At 31.0% G+C, this 20,102-nt stretch carries 23 protein-coding genes, 2 pseudogenes and 1 riboswitch; of the genes and pseudogenes, 17 read left to right on the top strand and 8 right to left on the bottom strand.

Features of this window, described 5'->3' with window-relative positions:
• The first annotated feature begins 4 nt into the window (after window positions 1-4).
• The 3 genes from DYE58_RS10635 to DYE58_RS10625 all read left to right on the top strand — a co-directional run bounded on the left by DYE58_RS10635 (window position 5) and on the right by DYE58_RS10625 (window position 2,923).
• Window positions 5-1,381 carry a L,D-transpeptidase family protein gene (locus DYE58_RS10635; protein ID WP_115312306.1) on the top strand — a complete coding sequence of 459 codons (1,377 nt, stop codon included), beginning with the start codon at window positions 5-7 and terminating at the stop codon, window positions 1,379-1,381.
• Window positions 1,382-1,389: 8 nt separating this feature from the next.
• The gene (locus DYE58_RS10630) at window positions 1,390-2,097 is read left to right on the top strand and encodes a TraX family protein (RefSeq protein ID WP_115312305.1); all 708 of its coding nucleotides are present in this window, start codon (window positions 1,390-1,392) and stop codon (window positions 2,095-2,097) included.
• A 32-nt stretch (window positions 2,098-2,129) separates the two neighbouring features.
• Window positions 2,130-2,250, top strand: a riboswitch (FMN riboswitch).
• Between the two features lie 73 nt (window positions 2,251-2,323).
• On the top strand, window positions 2,324-2,923 hold the full coding sequence (locus DYE58_RS10625; protein WP_040553254.1) for an ECF transporter S component: 600 nt from the start codon (window positions 2,324-2,326) through the stop codon (window positions 2,921-2,923).
• 230 nt (window positions 2,924-3,153) lie between these two features.
• Here the strand turns inward: DYE58_RS10625 and DYE58_RS11590 are convergent, their stop codons facing one another.
• The 6 genes and pseudogenes from DYE58_RS11590 to mnmA all read right to left on the bottom strand — a co-directional run bounded on the left by DYE58_RS11590 (window position 3,154) and on the right by mnmA (window position 6,838).
• The gene (locus DYE58_RS11590) at window positions 3,154-3,483 is read right to left on the bottom strand and encodes a transposase (RefSeq protein WP_115312304.1); all 330 of its coding nucleotides are present in this window, start codon (window positions 3,481-3,483) and stop codon (window positions 3,154-3,156) included.
• A 53-nt stretch (window positions 3,484-3,536) separates the two neighbouring features.
• Window positions 3,537-3,842, bottom strand: a pseudogene (locus DYE58_RS11585) (transposase); the annotation flags it as partial.
• Between the two features lie 294 nt (window positions 3,843-4,136).
• Window positions 4,137-4,328: a hypothetical protein gene (locus DYE58_RS10610; protein ID WP_083827215.1), complete on the bottom strand. Its 192-nt coding sequence runs from the start codon at window positions 4,326-4,328 to the stop codon at window positions 4,137-4,139.
• A gap of 196 nt (window positions 4,329-4,524) precedes the next feature.
• Window positions 4,525-5,043, bottom strand: coding sequence for a pyridoxamine 5'-phosphate oxidase family protein (locus tag DYE58_RS10605; protein ID WP_115312303.1), 519 nt, complete (start codon window positions 5,041-5,043; stop codon window positions 4,525-4,527).
• A gap of 88 nt (window positions 5,044-5,131) precedes the next feature.
• Window positions 5,132-5,755 carry a 50S ribosomal protein L25 gene (locus DYE58_RS10600; RefSeq protein WP_004823332.1) on the bottom strand — a complete coding sequence of 208 codons (624 nt, stop codon included), beginning with the start codon at window positions 5,753-5,755 and terminating at the stop codon, window positions 5,132-5,134.
• A gap of 15 nt (window positions 5,756-5,770) precedes the next feature.
• On the bottom strand, window positions 5,771-6,838 hold the full coding sequence (mnmA, locus tag DYE58_RS10595; RefSeq protein WP_004823335.1) for a tRNA 2-thiouridine(34) synthase MnmA: 1,068 nt from the start codon (window positions 6,836-6,838) through the stop codon (window positions 5,771-5,773).
• A gap of 234 nt (window positions 6,839-7,072) precedes the next feature.
• Here mnmA and DYE58_RS10590 point away from each other — a divergent pair, with 234 nt between their 5' ends.
• The 8 genes from DYE58_RS10590 to rpsI all read left to right on the top strand — a co-directional run bounded on the left by DYE58_RS10590 (window position 7,073) and on the right by rpsI (window position 12,379).
• Window positions 7,073-8,056, top strand: a complete 984-nt coding sequence (locus tag DYE58_RS10590; RefSeq protein WP_172463336.1) for an FAD:protein FMN transferase — start codon at window positions 7,073-7,075, stop codon at window positions 8,054-8,056.
• Window positions 8,053-8,562 (top strand): hypothetical protein, encoded by a 510-nt coding sequence (locus DYE58_RS10585; protein ID WP_115312300.1) that lies wholly within the window; start codon window positions 8,053-8,055, stop codon window positions 8,560-8,562. Before DYE58_RS10590 ends, DYE58_RS10585 begins: the two co-directional genes overlap by 4 nt.
• Window positions 8,552-9,091: a thermonuclease family protein gene (locus tag DYE58_RS10580; RefSeq protein ID WP_004823120.1), complete on the top strand. Its 540-nt coding sequence runs from the start codon at window positions 8,552-8,554 to the stop codon at window positions 9,089-9,091. Before DYE58_RS10585 ends, DYE58_RS10580 begins: the two co-directional genes overlap by 11 nt.
• 10 nt (window positions 9,092-9,101) lie before the next feature.
• A complete protein-coding gene (locus DYE58_RS10575; protein WP_004823122.1) occupies window positions 9,102-9,611 on the top strand; it encodes a phosphatidylglycerophosphatase A family protein in 510 nt (169 codons plus the stop codon).
• Between the two features lie 11 nt (window positions 9,612-9,622).
• Complete coding sequence (locus DYE58_RS10570; RefSeq protein WP_004823123.1) at window positions 9,623-9,904, top strand: NADH-quinone oxidoreductase subunit NuoE family protein; 282 nt, start codon at window positions 9,623-9,625, stop codon at window positions 9,902-9,904.
• A 7-nt stretch (window positions 9,905-9,911) separates the two neighbouring features.
• Entirely contained in the window at window positions 9,912-11,402 is a 1,491-nt protein-coding gene (locus DYE58_RS10565; RefSeq protein WP_004823125.1) for a 4Fe-4S dicluster domain-containing protein, read from the top strand.
• A 141-nt stretch (window positions 11,403-11,543) separates the two neighbouring features.
• Window positions 11,544-11,975, top strand: coding sequence for a 50S ribosomal protein L13 (gene rplM, locus DYE58_RS10560; protein WP_004823126.1), 432 nt, complete (start codon window positions 11,544-11,546; stop codon window positions 11,973-11,975).
• A gap of 11 nt (window positions 11,976-11,986) precedes the next feature.
• On the top strand, window positions 11,987-12,379 hold the full coding sequence (gene rpsI, locus DYE58_RS10555; RefSeq protein ID WP_004823127.1) for a 30S ribosomal protein S9: 393 nt from the start codon (window positions 11,987-11,989) through the stop codon (window positions 12,377-12,379).
• A gap of 147 nt (window positions 12,380-12,526) precedes the next feature.
• Here rpsI and DYE58_RS10550 read toward each other — a convergent pair.
• A pseudogene (locus DYE58_RS10550) lies at window positions 12,527-12,910 on the bottom strand (tyrosine-type recombinase/integrase); the annotation flags it as partial.
• Window positions 12,911-13,164: 254 nt separating this feature from the next.
• Between DYE58_RS10550 and DYE58_RS10545 the strand changes: the two are divergent.
• A complete protein-coding gene (locus DYE58_RS10545) occupies window positions 13,165-14,388 on the top strand; it encodes an IS110 family RNA-guided transposase (RefSeq protein ID WP_004823452.1) in 1,224 nt (407 codons plus the stop codon).
• Window positions 14,389-14,462: 74 nt separating this feature from the next.
• Here DYE58_RS10545 and DYE58_RS10540 read toward each other — a convergent pair whose 3' ends face one another.
• A complete protein-coding gene (locus DYE58_RS10540; RefSeq protein ID WP_115312299.1) occupies window positions 14,463-15,449 on the bottom strand; it encodes an ISL3 family transposase in 987 nt (328 codons plus the stop codon).
• Window positions 15,450-15,698: 249 nt separating this feature from the next.
• Between DYE58_RS10540 and cysK the strand changes: the two genes are divergently transcribed.
• The 5 genes from cysK to DYE58_RS10515 all read left to right on the top strand — a co-directional run bounded on the left by cysK (window position 15,699) and on the right by DYE58_RS10515 (window position 20,028).
• Window positions 15,699-16,589: a cysteine synthase A gene (cysK, locus tag DYE58_RS10535; RefSeq protein ID WP_004822296.1), complete on the top strand. Its 891-nt coding sequence runs from the start codon at window positions 15,699-15,701 to the stop codon at window positions 16,587-16,589.
• Window positions 16,582-17,103, top strand: a complete 522-nt coding sequence (epsC, locus tag DYE58_RS10530; RefSeq protein WP_004822294.1) for a serine O-acetyltransferase EpsC — start codon at window positions 16,582-16,584, stop codon at window positions 17,101-17,103. Before cysK ends, epsC begins: the two co-directional genes overlap by 8 nt.
• Before the next feature lie 289 nt (window positions 17,104-17,392).
• Window positions 17,393-17,968, top strand: coding sequence for a manganese efflux pump (locus DYE58_RS10525; protein ID WP_004822292.1), 576 nt, complete (start codon window positions 17,393-17,395; stop codon window positions 17,966-17,968).
• Window positions 17,969-17,982: 14 nt separating this feature from the next.
• Complete coding sequence (locus DYE58_RS10520; protein ID WP_004822290.1) at window positions 17,983-19,392, top strand: radical SAM/SPASM domain-containing protein; 1,410 nt, start codon at window positions 17,983-17,985, stop codon at window positions 19,390-19,392.
• A gap of 66 nt (window positions 19,393-19,458) precedes the next feature.
• Window positions 19,459-20,028 (top strand): TetR family transcriptional regulator, encoded by a 570-nt coding sequence (locus DYE58_RS10515; RefSeq protein WP_172463335.1) that lies wholly within the window; start codon window positions 19,459-19,461, stop codon window positions 20,026-20,028.
• Window positions 20,029-20,102 lie beyond the last annotated feature (74 nt).

Below are 20,102 nucleotides of genomic sequence, written 5' to 3'. Positions count from 1 at the left end.
ATAGATGAAGAAATTATTTAAAGTGACAATTTTTTTAATCTTGTCAGTTGTACTGACAATATATGTGGTTGGAGTGAATATATTTAAAGATAATTTTATGCCTAACACATTTATAAATGGGAAAGATTTTAGTTTAACCAATAAGTCGAAACTGTATGAAAATTATAATTCTAAATATGGAGAATATAAGTTAAAAATTGTTGAAAGAGATTCAGAAGAAACTCTGTATTCAAAAAGTTTTGATTATTCAGATACTTTGAATAAAGGGCAGAGTGTTGAGCAAAATTCTCTCTATTGGCCAGCATATATTTTAATAAAAAAAGAATATAAATTAAAAAATACAGCTAAGTATGACTTCGAGAAGTTTAATCAAGTTTTGGAAAGTTTAAAGATAAATACAGCGCCAAGAATTGAACCACAAGATGCAAAAGTGGTTTTTGAAGGGGATAAATTTGTAGTAAAACCGGAAGTTTATGGAAATAAAATAAATAGTGAATTGTTTGCGAAAAAAGTTTTGGAAGCTGTTCAAAATAGAGATGAAGTATTGGATTTAGAAAAAGAGGGAATTTACCATAATCCAAAAATAAAAAAAGATGATGAAAAATTACTTTCACAACTTGAACAAAAAAATAATTTGAATAAATTTGAAATAACTTATGACTTTGCAGATAGAAAAGAAGTATTGAAGAATGATTCGCTTATAAACCTTTATTCTCCAAATGAAAAAAATTTATTGGTGCCAGATGTAGAAAAAGTTGAGCAATATATAAAGTATATAGCTGGTAAATACGATACATTCAAGGCAACAAGAGATTTTCAAACTACAGGGCTTGGAATTGCAAGAGTCAGCGGAGGAATATATGGTTGGATGACAGATGTAAAATCAAGCACAGATGAATTAGTTAAGGCTTTAGAAAACACTAAGACTGTAACTATAAAACCAGTATATAGACTAGAAGGATATAGAAGAGAGACTAATGATATAGGAAATTCTTATATTGAAATAGACCTTGGAAGACAACATATGTGGATGTATAAAGATGGACAGAAAGTTTTAGAAACTCCAATTGTGTCAGGAGACCCTACAAAGGGAAATTCAACTCCAACAGGTACTCAAAAAGTATGGGCCAAGGAAAGAGACAGGATATTAAAGGGAGCAACATGGGAATCACATGTAGACTATTGGATGCCTTTTGATTGGACTGGATGTGGATTACACGATTCAGTATGGAGAAGCACATATGGAGGGAGCATATACAGACATAATGGTTCACATGGTTGTGTAAATACACCGCCTTCAATAATGCCTACTTTATTTTCAAATTCTTTTTATAATATGCCAGTTGTAGTCTATGATTCAAATACTCAAATGGTAAGTTAGGAGATAATATGAAAAAGGATTTGTTGAGTTCCAGCACATTAAAAATAATAGCTATGTTATGTATGGCTATAGACCATACTGCAGCAGGCATTATAAATAATGTAAATAATATATCTTTATTAGGGTTAAATGTAAATGAATTATATTATGCCATGAGGAGTATAGGAAGAATTGCATTTCCTATATTTCTATTTTTACTTATCGAGGGTTTTAATAAAACTAAAAATATAAAAAAATATTTTTTTAGAATGGTAATTTTTGCTATTATATCTGAAGTTCCATTTGATATGGCTTTAAATGGAGGATATTATAGTGCTCATAGTCAAAATGTATATGTAGAACTATCTTTGATTTTAGCAATGTTATATTGTATAAAAATTTCAGAAGAAAAGTTTAGTAGGTTTAAAGGTATATTGTTGGGTATAATAACTGTGTTTACATTTGCAGTAGTGTCTGAAGTTATTGAGGCAGACTATGGAATGTATGGTATAGTGGCAGCTATTATTATGTATTCATTTAGTAAGAGTAGGGAGACAAGAGCTATATCCATATTGCCAGCCTTTGCTTTTGAAATTCATATGCCGGCAGTATTTCTGTCAATCCCATTAGTTTATTTTTATAATGGGAAAAGAGGTTTGAATTTAAAATATTTATTCTACGCATTTTATCCATTACACTTAATTATAATAGGGATTATTAGAATGAAACTATTGTAAAGTATGAAAAAGTATAGTATACTAATTACAGTAAGTATCTTCAGGGCAAGGTGAAATTCCTGACCGGCGGTAAAGTCCGCGAATCCTTTTAAATAGGATTGAACTTGTGAAATTCAAGTACCGACAGTAAAGTCTGGATGAAAGAAGAAATTGCAATTAAAGTTGTGATTGAATGCCCCGAAGTTTTGGGGCTTTTTTTGAGCCCAAATTTTTGGGAGGGTTATTTATGAATAAAGTTAACAGTAAGAGTAATACTAAAGTGATGAGTAGAATCGGAATGTTGAGTGCAGTTGCATTTTTACTTATGTTTTTTGAATTTCCATTGACATTTATTGCACCATCATTTATTAAACTTGATATTTCTGATTTACCGGCAATGGTTGGAGCATTTACAATGGGTCCGGTGGCTGGAATTATAATAAGTGCGGTTAAAAATGTACTTCACATAGCGCTAAAGGGGACTTCTACTGGGGGAGTAGGAGAATTGTCTAATTTTATAATCGCCTCTGTCTTAACAGGAACAGCAGGTATAATCTATAAGAGAGATAATACCTTTAAAGGCGCAATCGTTGGTATGTTAATTGGTACTGTATTAATGACAATAGTGGCAACAATTTCAAATTATTTTGTAATTTTTCCACTATATGCAAACTTTATGCCTATGGAAGCAATTATAAATGCAGGAAAAGCTGTTAATTCAAACATTAATAGCTTATGGGATATGATGATTTATTCTCTCGTACCATTTAATTTAATAAAGGGATTTTTAGTTTCAATTGTTACAATGTTTATTTATAAAAAAATTAGTCATTTATTTAGAATATAGTTTTTAGGAAGTTTAAAGTCTGTTAGAATGAATAAGTTCTAACAGACTCTTTATAGGCTCTATGTCAAACATTGGGGAGGCTCATAAAATCGAGCCTCTCATTTTATATAAAAATCAACACATAGCAGCTAAAATAAGTCCAAAACTAAAATAAAACAAAAACCACTAAAAATAGGCATAGCAAACAAAACTCCTAGGAGTTTTCAGAAAATTTAATACTCTTTTGCCAACTACTTACACGAAAACATAATTCGTTTTCTAAATAAATCAAAATTCCTCATACCAAAACAATTTCTCTTTAAAGTCTTTATCTTAGTATGCGTACCCTCAAGAGGACCATTAGACCAAGGATAATCAAAAGAATTACATATCTCATCAAACCAATCATTAAAAGCAGTAATACAAGAACTAAATTCCTTTAAACCGGACTCCTTAGCCCTTCTTATCCACTCACTCAAACATATACTAGCCATCTTTTTATTAGGCTGAGTAAGAACATATTGGTAGAACAACTCTTTTAATTGATAAGCTAACCTTAAATCCTCACTTAACCCAAGCATTAAAGAAACCTAATTAGCCTGCATAGAACTAAGCATAGAAGAAGGCTTTGTAACTAAACCCTTGCTTCTCTTAAAAACACCCTAAGCTTAGAAGAAACATCCCTTTGAATCCTCTTTCTAACATTCTCCAAAGCCCAAGAAACCTGTCTTATGAAATAATACCTATCAATAATATGAATCGAACTTCTAAAGAACCTATCCCTAACAGACTTAAAAAAATTAGACATATCACTTACCAAAAACTTAACACTCATCCTCTCTATATTAGAAATCCTTTTAAAATACTCAAACAAACAATCCTTACTCCTAGAAAGTAAAATATCAATAACACTATGAATATCACCATTAAGAAGAGAAGTCTGATACTTGTTATTGCCACTATCACCCTTAAACTAATCAATACACAAAACCTCAGAAAACTTACCCCTAGGAACACTTAAACAATTTAAAATACGAAGAACAGTATTCGAAGAAACATTATACCTATTAGCAATAGAAGAAATAGAATAAACCACATCAAACTCATGAACAATAGCAAAAACAAGCCTCTTAGTCATAGTATGACCATTAGCAAAAAATCAAGATTCCTTTCAAAACGACACCCACAAGACTTACAATCATACCTAGTTTTCCTTAAATGAATTAAAGACTTCTTACCACGAATATGAGTATCTTTTAATCCTTTGAGTCCTATGACCATGAACCCAAATCCTTTTAGAACCACAATGAGGACAGACAGACATCTTAGAAACAAAAAGATGAACATGGACAAATTCATTATCCTCATTAAAACTATCAAAAACTACATCTTTAAAACCAAACAAATTCATGATATTATTTTGCACTTATATGTACCTCCAATCTTTGGTTTTGCTAATTAAAGTTTAGGACTAAATGCATATAAGTGCAATTTTTTTTACAAAAATATCCGTTAGAGATTTACTCCCAAACAGATATTATAGAGCCCTTTTATATTGAAGTTTAAAAATATAAAAAAGTAGTGAAGAATATTTAATGATTCTGTTTCAGTATTTTTCTATTTTAAATTTCAATATATTTTTCTTTTCCAGTAACATTAGTAAGATACACTTTATAAATATTTGAATTTTTTAAAACATCATCTTTAATTAAATCAAACCATTGCATCTTATCAGAATAGTATTTTCCGTAGAGCAATCTAATAGCATATTCTCTTTCCGAATCTTCATTTATCCTTTCAAGCCTACCATCGGCAATAGCAGATTCATATTCATTAGTAAAAACATTTTTATTTAAGAAAGATATATTGCCTGAGTCAACTTCTTTTTGAATTTCATCTAAGGAATATTCATCAGCAACATTAGTTCTTGATACGAATACCAATTTAATCATTTTTTCTCTTTCAAAAATATCTACTTTAGTTCCTTTTTTAGACGAGGAAAAATATATTTTGTCATCACATCTTACAAAAGAAAAAGGAACAGAGTGTATAGAAAAATCAAAAACGCTTAAAACACCATATTCACTTTCATCTAATATTTCATAGGTTGAATCTAAAGATAAGTTTTTTATAACAGCCATTGTTTTCTCCTTTAATTTTTATTTAATTATACCCATAAGTAATGTAAATAAAAAAAGACAAGCGATTAGCTTGCCTTCTCGTTTAAAACTATTCAGCTTCTGTTTCAGATACAGTAGGAACTTCTGCTGATTTTTCTTCAGAACCTTCTTCAGGAAGAACTTCTTCTTGTGGCTCTTGTAGAGTAGCTATAGTTTCTTCAAGATCAACAAAAATTTCAATTTTGCTGTTGTTAGCTACATCAAGATCTTTAACAAGTATAGAATCTCCAATTTGCATATCTACTACATTAACAACAGTTTCAGCAGGAAGATCAGCTGGTAGACATTCAACTTCAATTTCGTTAACTACTTGTAATAATACAGAAGGTTGTACTTTAATTTCATCTCTTCCTTCTAATACAACTGGTATATTAACCTTAATTTTTTCACTCATGTCTATTAAGTATAGATCAAAATGTAGAATTTGGTTTTTGAATGGGTGCATTTGAAGTTCTTTAATTAGAACTTGTTGAGATGTTCCTTCAAAATCAATTTTGAAAATACTTGAAGTACCATTTTCTTGGTAAGCTTTTAGTAAATCTTTTTCTACAGCTGAAACTGTTTTAGCTTCATTTCCTTTTGAGTAAATAACTCCTGGAACAATTTGTTCTGCTCTTAGTTTATCTACTTGATTTTTTCCTTTTTCACTTCTGTTTTTTAAATTTAATATCATTGACATAATGCCTCCTTATTCTATTATACCAGAACCTAGACATATTTCATCTTGATAAAATACAAGAGCTTGGCCTGGAGTAACTCCCTTTAGGGGATTTTCAAACGTAACTTTTAATTTGTCAAAGCCTATTTCTTCGACTAATGCTTTTTCATCTTTAGCCCTATACCTTATTTTTACTGAACACTCAAATGGTAAGTTCGGAGTTTCAGTAATCCAGAAAGGTTTTTCGACAATCGTATTTTTTTTGTATAGAGAAGGATGTTTTAATCCTTGTGCTACTATAAGACGATTATTTTTCAAATCTTTATCTTGAACAAAAAATGGTTCTCCATTTCCCATACCACCTAAACCAATGCCTTTTCTTTGGCCTATAGTATAGTGCATAAGTCCAGAGTGTCTTCCAAGAAGTTCACCTTCATAAGAATATATGTCGCCTTCTTTAGTAAAAAGAAATTGATCTAAAAATTTATTGAAGTCTCTTTCACCAATAAAACAAATTCCAGTAGAATCTTTTTTATGCGCTGTAGCGAGTCCATTTTCTTCGGCTATTCTCCTAACCTCAGATTTTTCAAGTTCACCAACAGGGAATATTGTTTTTGAAAGAGCTGCTTCAGGAACTCTAGAGAGGAAATAGGATTGATCTTTGTTCTGATCTAAACCTCTTAGTAAATAAGTTCGACCGTTACTGATTCTTGTTCGTGCGTAATGTCCCATTGCTATATAATCGGAATTAAATTTAAGTGCAAATTCTAAAAAAGCTTTAAACTTAATTTCAGTATTACACATAATGTCAGGATTAGGTGTTCTGCCTTTTTTATATTCTTCTAAAAAATAAGAGAAAACTCTATCCCTATACTCTTTTTCAAAATTTACAGTGTAGTATTTTACGCCTAAAGCTGAACACACTCTTTGTACATCAAGATAATCATCAGCTTGTGTACAATAGTCATCATCAGTGTCATCCCAATTCTTCATAAAGACCGCAGTGACATCATAGCCTTGTTCAAGAAGTAATAGGAGAGAGACGGATGAATCAACACCTCCACTCATTCCGAGTACAACAGTGCCTTTCTTAGTCATTTTGACCTCCTATCTAAAACCTTGTACTATTATACATTAGAGATTTAAAAAAATCTACAAAAAAAGATGAAAATGGCTAAGAATAGAGAGTTTAATTATCTTTTAATTGATAGTCTTATTTGGTAAGATATATGTGGTGATAAAATGAAAAAAATATTTATTATAATTTGTTTACTCATACTAACAGCATGCGGAGGCAATAAACCAAATGAAATAGAAGAAAATAACACAAAAATGCAAAAATACGAAATACAATTTTTCGAGGCATTCGACACAGTAACAACATTTCAAATATACGACACAGACGAAAAAACAGCAAACGAAAAACTGGAAAAAATGAGAAACGAATACTTTAGACTACACAGAGAATTCGACAGATACAACAACTACGAAAACCTAAACAACCTAAAAATAATAAACGACAATGCAGGAGTACAACCGGTAGAAGTATCAGACGACCTATACAACCTAATAGAAACAACACTAGAGCGAGAAAAAACAATATCAAACAAAGTGAACATAGCAATGGGACCAATAATAGACATATGGGCCAAATACAGAGAAGCCCATCTAGACGGAGGAGAAGCAGAAGCAATAAAACAATTCGGACACCCATTACCGGAAAGAGAAGAACTAGAAGCATTAAGAAACCTAACAGACACAACAAAAATAAAAACAGACAAAAAAACCAAAACAATCTATATAGAAAAAGGAATGAAATTGGACCTGGGAGCAGTAGCAAAAGGATACGCAACAGAAAAAATAGGAGAATACGCAAAACAAATAGGAGTAAAAAGCGGACTAATATCAGCAGGAGGGAACGTAAAACTGATAGGAAAGCACCCAATAAAAGAAACATACACAGTAGCCATACAAAACCCAAACGACAAAGGAGACAACAGCACATTCCTAGCCGTACTAAACCTAAACGACACATCAGTAGTAACAAGCGGAGACTATCAAAGATACTTCGAATACAACGGAAGAAAATATCACCACATAATAGACCCTAAGACACTATACCCGGAAGGAGAATACAACTCAATAAGCATAATCACAAAAGACTCAGGACTAAGCGACTACCTATCAACAACACTATTTCTCAGCACAGAAGATGAAATAAAAAAGATTAGTGAAGAACAAGATGTTGAAGTTATATGGAATACACTTTCTGGTGAGTTAAAAGAAACTGGGCATATGTTAGAAGGTGAAGAATGAGAAATAATACTAGAGGACTATTTATACATCTAATTATTGTAGGGTTTATGTTTGGAATTGCAACACTGATAAATCTAAATCAAACTTTGTTAAAAATATTTTATGGCAATTTAATATTTAAAATTATAATTTCAATCATTCCTTTAATATTATACTACAATTTTGGAAAGGGTCTTTCTAAAAAAGCTAACTCTAAGTTGGATTTCTTTTCTGGAAATGTTATAGTTTTATTGTTTTTAATATTAGCTATAATTTCACTAATAGGAACACATTCAAAAGATGGATTTGAAGTTGCAGGTAATCTTTGGAGATTACCAATGGATTTATTTATGTTTCCTTTTGTATACCCTATGGAAGTATTGGGAATAGATTCAAATTATTTAGTTCTTTTCATTAGTTCATTGATTCCAACTATAGTATTTGGTATATCTATAAAAAGAGAGAGAGTCAAAATTAATAGACGTAGAAAAATGATGGAAATGAGAAAAAGAAAAAATGAGAGATAACAGGTATCTATCTTTTATATTTCTAATAATTTTAATTATAATCTACATATATTTACAAAGCAGTAATGAATTAATAGTAGATAATTATAATGAAATTATTGTGACAAAAGTAGTAGATGGAGATACAGTAATAACAAGTGATGGAGAAAAAATAAGAATAATAGGTATAAATGCTCCAGAAATTTCTAAAAAAGAATATCTATCTTTAGAGGCTAAAGATTTAGCTGAAAAGATAATGCTCAATAAAAAAGTTTTTATAGAAAAAGATGTAGAAACAAGAGATAAATATGGTAGAATACTTGGATATATATGGTTAGAAATACCAAATGAATTAAATAGGGATACTATAGAAAATTTAAATTATTCTGGTATAGCTTTAAGATATGGTCTTGCTAGGGTATACACCTTTAAGCCAAATGATAAATATCAAAAAATATTTAATAATATACAAAAGAAAGCTATAAAAGAAAAGAATGGAATGTGGGAATATTCAATTGAAGGCACTACAAGAGGTAATGCATTAGAATGAAGGAGGTTTTATGAATTATAATTATGACCAACAAATGCTATATGATACAACTGTAGCAAAGTTAGAAGAAATAGGAGTTAAACTTAAAGATATTGCTGAAATAGTACTTTTATTACAAAAAGAATATGTTGAAGATTTAACATTAGATGAATGTTTAGAAAACATAGAAGCGGTACTAAAGAAAAGAGAAGTGGTTCATGCTGTATTAACAGGACTTGCTATAGATGAAATGGCACAAAAACAACTATTACCAGAACCTATACAAACAATTATTGCAAAAGACGAAAAATTGTATGGTATAGATGAAGTTTTGCCACTTGGAATTGTAAATTTATATGGAACTATAGGGCTTACTAATTTTGGATACTTAGATAAAAAGAAAATAGGTATTATTGATGAATTAGATAAGAGAAAGAAAAAATCAGATTCACTTAAGAATGTAGAGACATTTGCAGATGATTTAATAGCAGCTATAGCTGCTGCAGCAGCTGCAAGAATAGCACATACACGTCAAAAATAGGAGGAATGTAGATGAAAGTTACTATTTGTATGGGATCTAGATGTACACTTATGGGGGCAAGCACGATATATGACGCAGTAGAATTACTACAAAATGATATTTGTGGACCGGAGTCAGATTATTGTTCAGCTGAAAATCTAGAGATAGAATTGGGACAATGTTTGAATGGTGAGTATTGCAATCCTGAAGAGGAATCAACTAATGCTCCGGTTGTGATAATAGATGATGAAATTATTTTTAGAGCTACTCCACAAGAAGTAAGTGAAAAAATTATAAACAAATTAAGAAGCTGAGGTAAGAATGAAAGAGACATATCAAAGTATTGTGGACATTAGAAGAAAGGTATTTGCTGAAGTAGCTAGAATTGCTTATTATGATGTAGATATTTCAGAACTTGAAGATTCTTCTTATAGAATTGTACCCGGTGAAGTCGCAAAGTATAGGGAAGATATCTTTAGAGAAAGAGCTGTTGCAGACGAGAGATTAAGGCTTGCAATGGGAATGGATGCCAGAGAAATATCTGTTTATAAAAAGCTCACAGATGGTTTTGATAAAGTAGATATAGATACTAATGCCTATGAAAAACCATTGATTAATGTAATAAAGTTTGCTTGTGAAGCATGTCCTACAAAAGCTCATGTGGTTACAGACAACTGTAGAAAATGTATGGCGCATCCATGTACAAATGTATGCCCTGTAAATGCAGTGTCTGTTGGAAGATCAAGAGCTCATATAGACAAAGAAAAATGTATAAATTGTGGAAGATGTAAAGAAGCATGTCCATACAATGCAATTGTTATGTATGAAAGACCCTGCGCAGCCGTTTGTGGGGTAGATTGTATAAGCTCTGATGAATATGGTAGAGCAGAAATAAATCACGATAACTGCGTAGCTTGTGGAAGATGTATAGCAAGTTGTCCGTTTGGAGCGATAGCTGATAAAACTCAAATATATCAACTTATAAAAGCTATAAAATCAGGAAAGAGAATTTATGCTGCAGTTGCGCCTTCATTTGTTGGACAATTTGGTGCTAACTCATCTCCAGCACAAATAGTTGAAGGTATCAGACAATTGGGGTTTGAAGATGTAGTAGAAGTTTCTCTTGGAGCTGACGTTACAACTATGAATGAAGCTAAAGAGTATATACATAGAGTACCAAATGATATTCCATTTATGGGAACATCATGCTGTTTTTCTTGGGCTTTAATGGTAAAAAATAAATTCCCAGAACTTTCTGGGCAAATTTCAGATTCAGGTTCCCCTATGAGATATACTGCTGAATATATACATGAAAAAGACCCTGAAGGAATAATTTGTTTTATTGGTCCTTGTACATCTAAGAAGTTAGAAGCTTTAGATACTAAAGTTAAATCACATGTTGACTTTGTAATAACATTTGAAGAGCTTATGGGTATGTTTGTAGCTAAAGGAATAGAGCCTTCAGAAATAGTTATTGAAAATGATGTCAAAGATGCATCAGCATTGGGAAGAGGATATCCAATTGCTGGTGGAGTTGCAGAAGCTGTAAAACAAGTTGCATTGGAATTAGAACCTGATAGAGAAATTAATATATTAGGAGCTAATACACTACAAGAGTGTGTAAAAATGGTTAAAATAGCCAAAGCTGGAAAATACAATGGCTATTTATTAGAGGGAATGGCTTGCCCTGGTGGATGTATAGCAGGTGTGGGTACTATGGCATCTGTAACAAGAGTTAAAAAAGATGTTCAAAAGTTTATGAAAGAATCTGATATATATTCTCCGCTTGAAAATGAAAAGATAGGAAAATAATAAGTAATTAAATTTATAATTAATTTAATTGTAAATTTGTAAATTAAATTCCCTAAAATACTTGACCTTTGGATGTTTATGTATTAAAATAACAGGAGTGTTTTAAAAGCCCCGGAAAAATTTTAAAACAGGAGGAAATCTATGAAAACTTATATGGCTAAAGCCAATGAAGTAGATAGAAAATGGTATGTAGTAGATGCAACTGATAAGGTGCTAGGAAGACTTAGTTCTGAAATAGCGTCTATCCTAAGAGGAAAGAATAAGGTAATATATACACCTCATGTGGATACAGGTGATTATGTTATTGTAATCAATGCTGATAAGGTAAAACTTACAGGAAATAAGTGGGAACAAAAAATCCACGCTTATCATACTGGATATCCAGGTGGAAGACGTGAAATTGCCTACAAACAACTCAGAGAAAAACACCCTGAAAGAATGGTAGAATATGCTGTAAAGGGTATGCTTCCTAAGTCAAGACTTGGAAGACAGATGTTTACTAAGCTAAAGGTATATGCTGGTGCGGAACATCCTCACGAAGCTCAAAAACCTGAAGTATTGGAAATCAACTGAGGAGGTAGGAAATGGAAAGAACTCAATATAGAGGAACTGGAAGAAGAAAAAAATCTATAGCTCAAGTCAGACTTCTACCAGGAAACGGTAAATTTACTGTAAACAATAGAGATATTGAAGATTATTTTGATTATGCAACGCTTATAACAGTTGCTAAGGCGCCTCTTGAACTTACTGAAACAGTTGCTCAATTTGATGTAATTGTTAAAGTACAAGGCGGTGGATACACTGGTCAAGCAGGAGCTATCAGACATGGTATTGCTAGAGCTCTTCTTGAAGTGGACCCAGAACACAGATCTATTCTTAAAAAAGCTGGATTCTTAACTAGAGATCCAAGAATGAAAGAAAGAAAGAAATATGGTTTAAAGAAAGCAAGACGTGCTCCACAATTCTCAAAGAGATAAAAATATTTTTCATACAAAAAATCAGAACCTTTGGAAACACCAACTTCCAAGGGTTCTCTTTTTTTATCGTATCAATAAATATCACTAGAAATCATTAAAAATCAGCTCGTAATATACACGAAATATACGTGCAATATACAAAATGTATTATATCTCTATCTTCTCAATCGCTGTAATTAACTGGCTTAAGTCTTTATGGATATAGGTTTTATCTGTTATATTTGTAGAAGAGTGGCCGAGAATTTTTTTGATAGAATTACTGTTAGCTTCAAATCTATCAAGTAGAGTTGCGGTTGTGTGCCTACATTCATGAGGGAGATGTTTCATCTCTAAATCGCTCATAATTTTATCCCATTTTTCTCTTCTGAAATTAGAATATTTCATTTGTTTACCTAATTTATTTTCTATCAAGTATACTTTATTTTTTGCATAAAGAGCAGTTATTATTGGTAATATCTTGTGGTGGATAGGAACAATTCGATTGATACCTGCAGTTGTTTTAGAACCACCAACCATGTATCGCTCTTCTAAATTAACATCTTCTTTTTAGTACCATAAATAGTGTAAGAAAGAAAGTGATTTCTATCTTGCACTATTTTTGTATAATGAAGAAGTAGTATGACGATCGTCTTTTAGGGTTAAAACATCCGCAATAAAAACTGTCATCTACCTCTTCATTATTCATATTCGGTTAAGCAGGTTGGGCAAAACGTCCGTGTCACGAGCTAAAATGAGTGTAATGGTGCAGGTAGGAACTACAAATTTAAAAGAAAGAAGGTAAGAAAATGATATCTATAGGAATAGATATAGCAAAAGAAAAATTTACAGCCTGTGCCTTAGAACAAGGTAGCAAAATTATTTGGAAGCCCTTTGATGTAAATCTTAACAAACCAGAAGTAGAAGGATTCTTAAATAAACTAAAAGATTTAAATCAAGAAATCAAAATAGTCATGGAAGCAACAGGAAAATATCATTTGCCAATTCTTTATGAATTAAAAAAACAAGGATACTTTGTAGCAGTAATTAATCCATTAAAAATGAAACAGTTCTGCCGAGTGTTAAACTTCAGAAAAGCAAAAAATGATAATATAGATGCCACACAAATAGCAGAATATGGGTTGATGTATTGGAAAGAATTACAAGAACACAAAGTAGATACAGAAAATTTTAGAACTCTAAAAGAATTAAACAGATCTTATCAGCATTACATGGACCTAAGAATCAATCAAATGAACTTCATAGACCAAACAATCAGTCAAACATTTCCAGGAATAAAAAAATTAATATCTCATGGATCTAAAGACTTCTCAAAAGACAAACTATTAGATTTCTTAGAAACATGGTGGCACAAAGACCTAGTTTTAGAAAAAACAGAAGAAAAATTCATAGAAGACTTTAAGAACTGGGCAAAAGAAAAGAGATACCATCCTAATGCTGATAAAGCTAAATCCATTTACAAGCTTGCAGAGGAAAGTATCTCAACTCAACCTTCCAATAGCTCATACATAAAGATGAACCTACAAGAAGGGATAGAATTGATCAAACATATAAATCAAATTCTATATAATATTTTATCACAAATGATAGAAATTGCCGAGCCTCTAGAAGAATATCAAGAAGCCAAAAAATTCTCAGGAATATCAGACAAATTAGCAGTACAAATAACAGCAGAATTTGGAGACTTATCAAAATTTAAAAATAAAAAATGCCTAATATCCTTTGTAGGAATAGACTCACCTCCATATGAATCGGGGAATTTCAAAGCAGATCAGAGAAAAATAACCAAAAGAGGTAATGCAATACTTAGAAAAATAGGATACCAATCTATGAAATGTATGATGAGTGTTAAAAATCCAGAAAATGAAATATATCTATATATGCTAAAAAAAGAAAAAGATGGAAAAGCAAAAAAAGTATGTAAATTTGCAGGCTTAAATAAGTTCTTAAGAATCTACTATGCAAAAGTTATGGCATCAAAACAAGAAAAGGAGGCGTTAAAAGTAGCTTAGAGCTAGGAATAGAATAGTTAAAACAAGCCGATATCAACCGGCTTATTTGCTATGCTTAAATTCAATACTAAATATTACAAGCCTACTCTGAAATTAATTTCGGAGTAGGCTTGACTTTTGTTAGCAGGTTTAGTAGGCTGAATAAGAACATATTGATAGAACAACTCTTTTAACCCATACGCCAATTTTAAATCCCTACTTAACTCAAGCATTAGACAAACCTCATTAGCCTCATCAGAAGTAAGCCTAGAAGAAGGCTTTGTAATTAGACTTCTACTCCTCTTAAAATACCTTCTAAACTTAGAAGAAACATCCTTTTGAATTCTCTTTCTAACATTCTCCAAAGCCCATAAAACCTGTCGTATAAAATGATATCTATCAATAATATGTACAGACAACTTAAAGAATCTTTCCTTAACAGATTTAAAAATATTAGACATATCACTTACAAAAAATCTAACATTCATCATCTCTTTAGAAGGAATCTTTTTAAAATACTCAAACAAAGAAACTTTACTCCTAGAAGGCAAAACATCAATAATATTATGAGTATCCCCATTAAGAAGAGAAGTCTGATACTTGTTATTACCACTATCACCCTTAAATTCATCAATACATAAAACCTCAGACAAATTATCCCTAGAAACACTTAAACAATTTAAAATGCGAAGAACAGTATTAGAAGAAACATTATACCTATTAGCAATAGAAGAAATAGAATAAACTTCATCAAATTCAGAAATAATAGAACAAACAAGCCTCTTAGTCATAGTATGACCTTTAGCGATAAAATCAAGCTTCCTTTCAAAACGACAACCACAAGACTTACAATCATATCTAGTTTTCTTTAAATGAATCAAAGACTTCTTACCACAAATATGAGTATCCCTAATCATTTGAACTCTATGATCATGAACCCAAATCCTTTTAGAACCACAATGAGGACAGATAGACATCTTAGAAACATGAGCATGAACATGGACAAATTCATTATCCTCATTAAAACTATCAAAAACTACATCTTTAAAACCAAACAAATTCATGATATTATTATTTTGCACTTATATGCACCTCCTAAATTTGGTTTTACTTATTTTAAGTTTAGGACTAAATGCGTATAAGTGCAAATTTTTTATACAAAAATATCTGTTAGAGATTTACTCCCCAACGGATATTATAGAGCCTTTTTAATACATCAAAAAAACAAAATCATCAAATATATAAAAAAGATGAATAGTTATTTATAAAAAAATTCGGGTATATGAAGATAACATAGTTCTAAGACTATAGTAACTTGTGGAGGTATTGAGATGAAAAATATTTTAGATACAATAGGAAACACGAATTTAATAAGGCTAAATAATATAGGTAACGGAAATATATATGTAAAAGTTGAAAAACAAAATCCTGCAGGCTCAATTAAAGATAGGCCAGCTTATGAAATGATAAAGGGAGCAATTGCAGATGGAAATTTAAAACAAGGTATGAAAATTGTAGAACCTACAAGTGGAAATACTGGAATAGCAATCGCAATGATAGGTAAGAACTTAGGGTATGACGTTACAATAGTAATGCCGGCTTCTATGTCAATCGAAAGAAGAAAGCTCATGGCATCATATGGAGCGGAACTAATTTTAACTGGTGAAGGTGGAATGCAAGCTGCTGTAGATAGAGCGAAAGAGCTTGAAACTACAGGAGAGTATTTTATGCCTAATCAATTTGAAAATAAATACAATGCAGTTGCTCACGAAAAGACAACAGGTCCTGAGATATATTCTGAAATACCAGAAGTCAAAGGTTTTATTGCAGGTATAGGGACTGGAGGGACTGTAACAGGAGTAGGAAGATATTTAAAATCTAAAGATGAAAATATCAAAATTTGGGGACTTGAACCGGAAGAATCTCCATTGTTGACTAAAAATGTTGCAGGAATTCATAAGATTCAAGGAATTGGGGCAAACTTTGTGCCAAAAGTTTTGGATAGAGAAATCTTAGATGACGTAGTTACTGTAAAAGGCTCTGAAGCAATGGAAATGGCAAGGAAATTGGCAAAAGAAGAGGGACTTTTAGTAGGCATTTCATCAGGTGCAAATGTTGTAGGTGCTTTGAAAATGTTAGAAAAATTAGAGGGGCCTATTGTCACAGTACTACCTGATACTGGAGAAAGATATATATCTACAGAGTTATTTGAATATGAGTAAATTTTTTAAAACATTAATAGAACATGGGGACTTCATATTAAAAGAAGACCCTGCTTGTAAAAGTAGATTTGAAGCGATATTTATGTATCCAATAGTAAAAGCTATGGTATACCATAGAATTGCACATCGCTTTTATAATAATGGAAATACTTTAATAGCAAGATGGATTTCTCAAAGGAGTAGAAAGAAAACTGGAATAGAGATACATCCTGGAGCTAAGATAGGCAAAAATTTATTTATAGACCATGCAATGGCAGTAGTAATAGGAGAGACAGCGGTTGTAGGAGATAATTGCCACTTTTACCACAACATCACTTTAGGTGGAACTGGGAATGAAAAAGAAGAAAAGAGACATCCTACAGTGGGGAACAACGTAACTATAGGAACCGGCGCCACAGTTTTAGGTCCGGTTACAATTGGGGATGGTGCTAAGATAGGAGCAGGAGCAATAGTTCTGATAGATGTTCCAGCTGGAAAGACAGCAGTTGGGTTACCAGCCAAAGTTTTAGATTAAACAAATTTAAAAAGTATATAGTTAATAAAAAATTAATTAAAAAATCCTTTTGATAATATGAAATATAATTATTGAAGGGATTTTTGCGTTTGTGGCTCTATGTCAAATATTGAGGAGGCTCATTAGTCTGTTATTGTTTGTTTTATAATACAAGTTTTTGTATTTGTTTTTATAAAACTACATATTTAACTTTTTGTAGTATATAAGGCAATAAATTATGAAATTTGAATATTTGACCTAAGAAAATTTAAAACTATAATAAATATAAAATATAAGAGGAAGTGATATAATGAATAGTTTTTTATATATAGTAATAGTTAGTGTTATACTCTCAATTGATCTTATAATATCAACAATGGCAGCTGCATCTCAGTTTGTAGAAAAAGATTTATGGAAGTTAGTTGTTGTAGGTTTTATATTTGCAATTGGGCAGACAAATTCTCTGCACTTCGGTAATAATATTTTGTCGAGAACTTTTTTCACTGGAGAGGTTTCTTTGACAAATTTATTACATATAGTTTCAAGCGTTTTATTCATTGTTGTAGGATTATATATTCTATATAGGCATTTTAAGCTAAAAAATAGGTATGAGAGCAGAATAGATAAGCTACCTATAAAATCTTTGGTGATAACAGGTATAATAACAATTTCAATTGCTTTTATTTTGGGATTATCCATGGCTTTTTTGGATGTGTTTATTACGAATAAAGTATTTTATATATTTCTTTTAATCTCAATTTTAATTGCAACTGTTGGAAATATAGTTGGTTTTAGATATGGGCTATACTTTCAAAAACACTTTTCATTTATAGGCTTATTAATTTCAATTTTCGTAGCAATTTATATATTGTTTAGTCGATTTTAACTAAGGGGGATATTATGAAAATTAAAACAACTGTAGAAAGGCAAGCATTTGGTCTATTGATTGATAAGTTTCTTAGTCAAGTAGATAGAGATGAACTTGACACATCGACTATTTTAAAGATAATAGATTTTACTCAAAGGAATATAGGAGATAAGTTTGAGGGTTCGGAAAAAGCTTTTGATTCAGCAAGAGAGATGTTAAAGAATCCGGAAAATAAATGGACAAAACTCATAATTAGTACACTAAAAAATACACATCCAAATGTCAGAAAGCAGATAATTATGAATTTAGGCTTTCAATCTATGATTATTGAAAATAAAGATTTACCAAATAAGAAGTTGGAATTTGGTACTCAAATTCCATGGACAATACTGTTTGATCCAACTTCAGATTGTAATAAAAAATGTATAGGATGTTGGGCTGCTAAATACGGACATAAATTAAATTTAACTTATGACATAATGAATAAGATAGTAACTCAAGGAAAAGAACTTGGAATATATTTCTATATGATGACAGGAGGGGAGCCTCTCATTAGGAAAGACGATATAATTAGACTTGCAGAAGAACATTCTGAATGTTATTTTAATATTTTCTCTAATGGTTCATTGATTGATGAGAAGCTTTGTTCTGAATTACAGAGAGTTGGTAATATTACATTTTCTCTTTCTGTAGAGGGATTTGAATCGGATAATGACTTTAGACGCGGAAAGGGTTCTTTTGTTGAAGTTAGTCATGCAATGGATCTGTTAAAATCATATGGAATTCCATATGGAAGTTCTCTAGTATATACTTCTAAAAACTATAGAACCATAACATCCGATGAGTTCTTGGATTTTTTAGTAAGCAAGGGTTCGGTTTTTGCTTGGTATTTCCATTATATGCCAGTTGGAAAGGGAGCTAACACTGAATTGCTTCTAACTCCTGAACAGAGAGAATATGTTTTTTGGAGAATTAAAGAAATAAGAGCATTTAATTCTGGTAAACCTATTTTCACAATGGATTTTCAAAATGATGGACCAACTATGGATGGTTGCATAGCTGGTGGAAGAAATTATTTTCACATCAATTCAAATGGAGATGCAGAACCTTGTGTATTTATTCATTACTCAGACTCAAATATAAAAAATATGGATTTAATTGATATTTTAAAGGCGCCTTTGTTTAGTACCTATAGAGAAGGTCAACCATTTAATAAAAATCATTTGATGCCATGTCCTATGTTGGAAAATCCTTATGAATTAAAGAAAATATTGTCAAAGACAAGTGCAAACTCAACGGATTTCGAAAGTAAAGAAACACCAGAAGAACTTCAAGCTAAAACTATTCCCTATGCTAAAAACTGGAAGGAAACTGCTAATAATTTATGGAATAAATACTATATAAATAAAGTACATAGTCCACAGTACAAGTCTGATAAATAAATTAGCAATTTATATTATATTATTGATAGTGCAACCCTATTTGATATAATAAAAATGGTGATGAAAATGAATAGAAATTCTGCAAAAGACTTGATTGTGGATAGTTTTAAGGAGTTAGTTAAAACTACTGATTATGAAAAAATCACCATAAAAATGATAACAGATGGTGCGGGATTTATAAGACCAACTTTTTATAATCATTTTAGGGATAAAGATGAAGTTTTTGAATATATTCTAGAAACTGAGTTAGTTTCTAATGCTATATCTTTGATTGATGTCTATATGTACAATGAAGCTATGAAATTAGTGTTTATGTTTATATTTAGCGATATAAAGTTGTATAGAAGAGCTTTCAAAGTAGAAGGGTTAAATTCTTTTAAAAATTCTTTTACAAAATCAGTAAAAAAGATTATCCACTACTTATTAAATAGCATAGGATTTGACCATAATGAATCTTATCCACTACTTAACATAAGTACTCTATCTACTCTATATTCCAATCTTATAACAGATATAACCGTTAAATATATTTATATTGACGATGTAGATAAAATAAATGTTGATAATTTAATTAATACTATTAATTTTATGGAATCAAATTCTATTTTAGATATTATTAGTAAAAAGAAAAATTAATAGATTTAATTGAAAATTTATATTAGCCTACTTAACTAACTGAGTTTAATCGCTCAGTTAGTATTATTTATGAT

It is taken from the genome of Peptoniphilus indolicus (genome assembly GCF_900454665.1).
Classification (GTDB): domain Bacteria; phylum Bacillota; class Clostridia; order Tissierellales; family Peptoniphilaceae; genus Peptoniphilus; species Peptoniphilus indolicus.
Note: the sequence above shows the minus strand (reverse complement) of the source record. Positions and strands in the feature narration are given on the sequence as shown.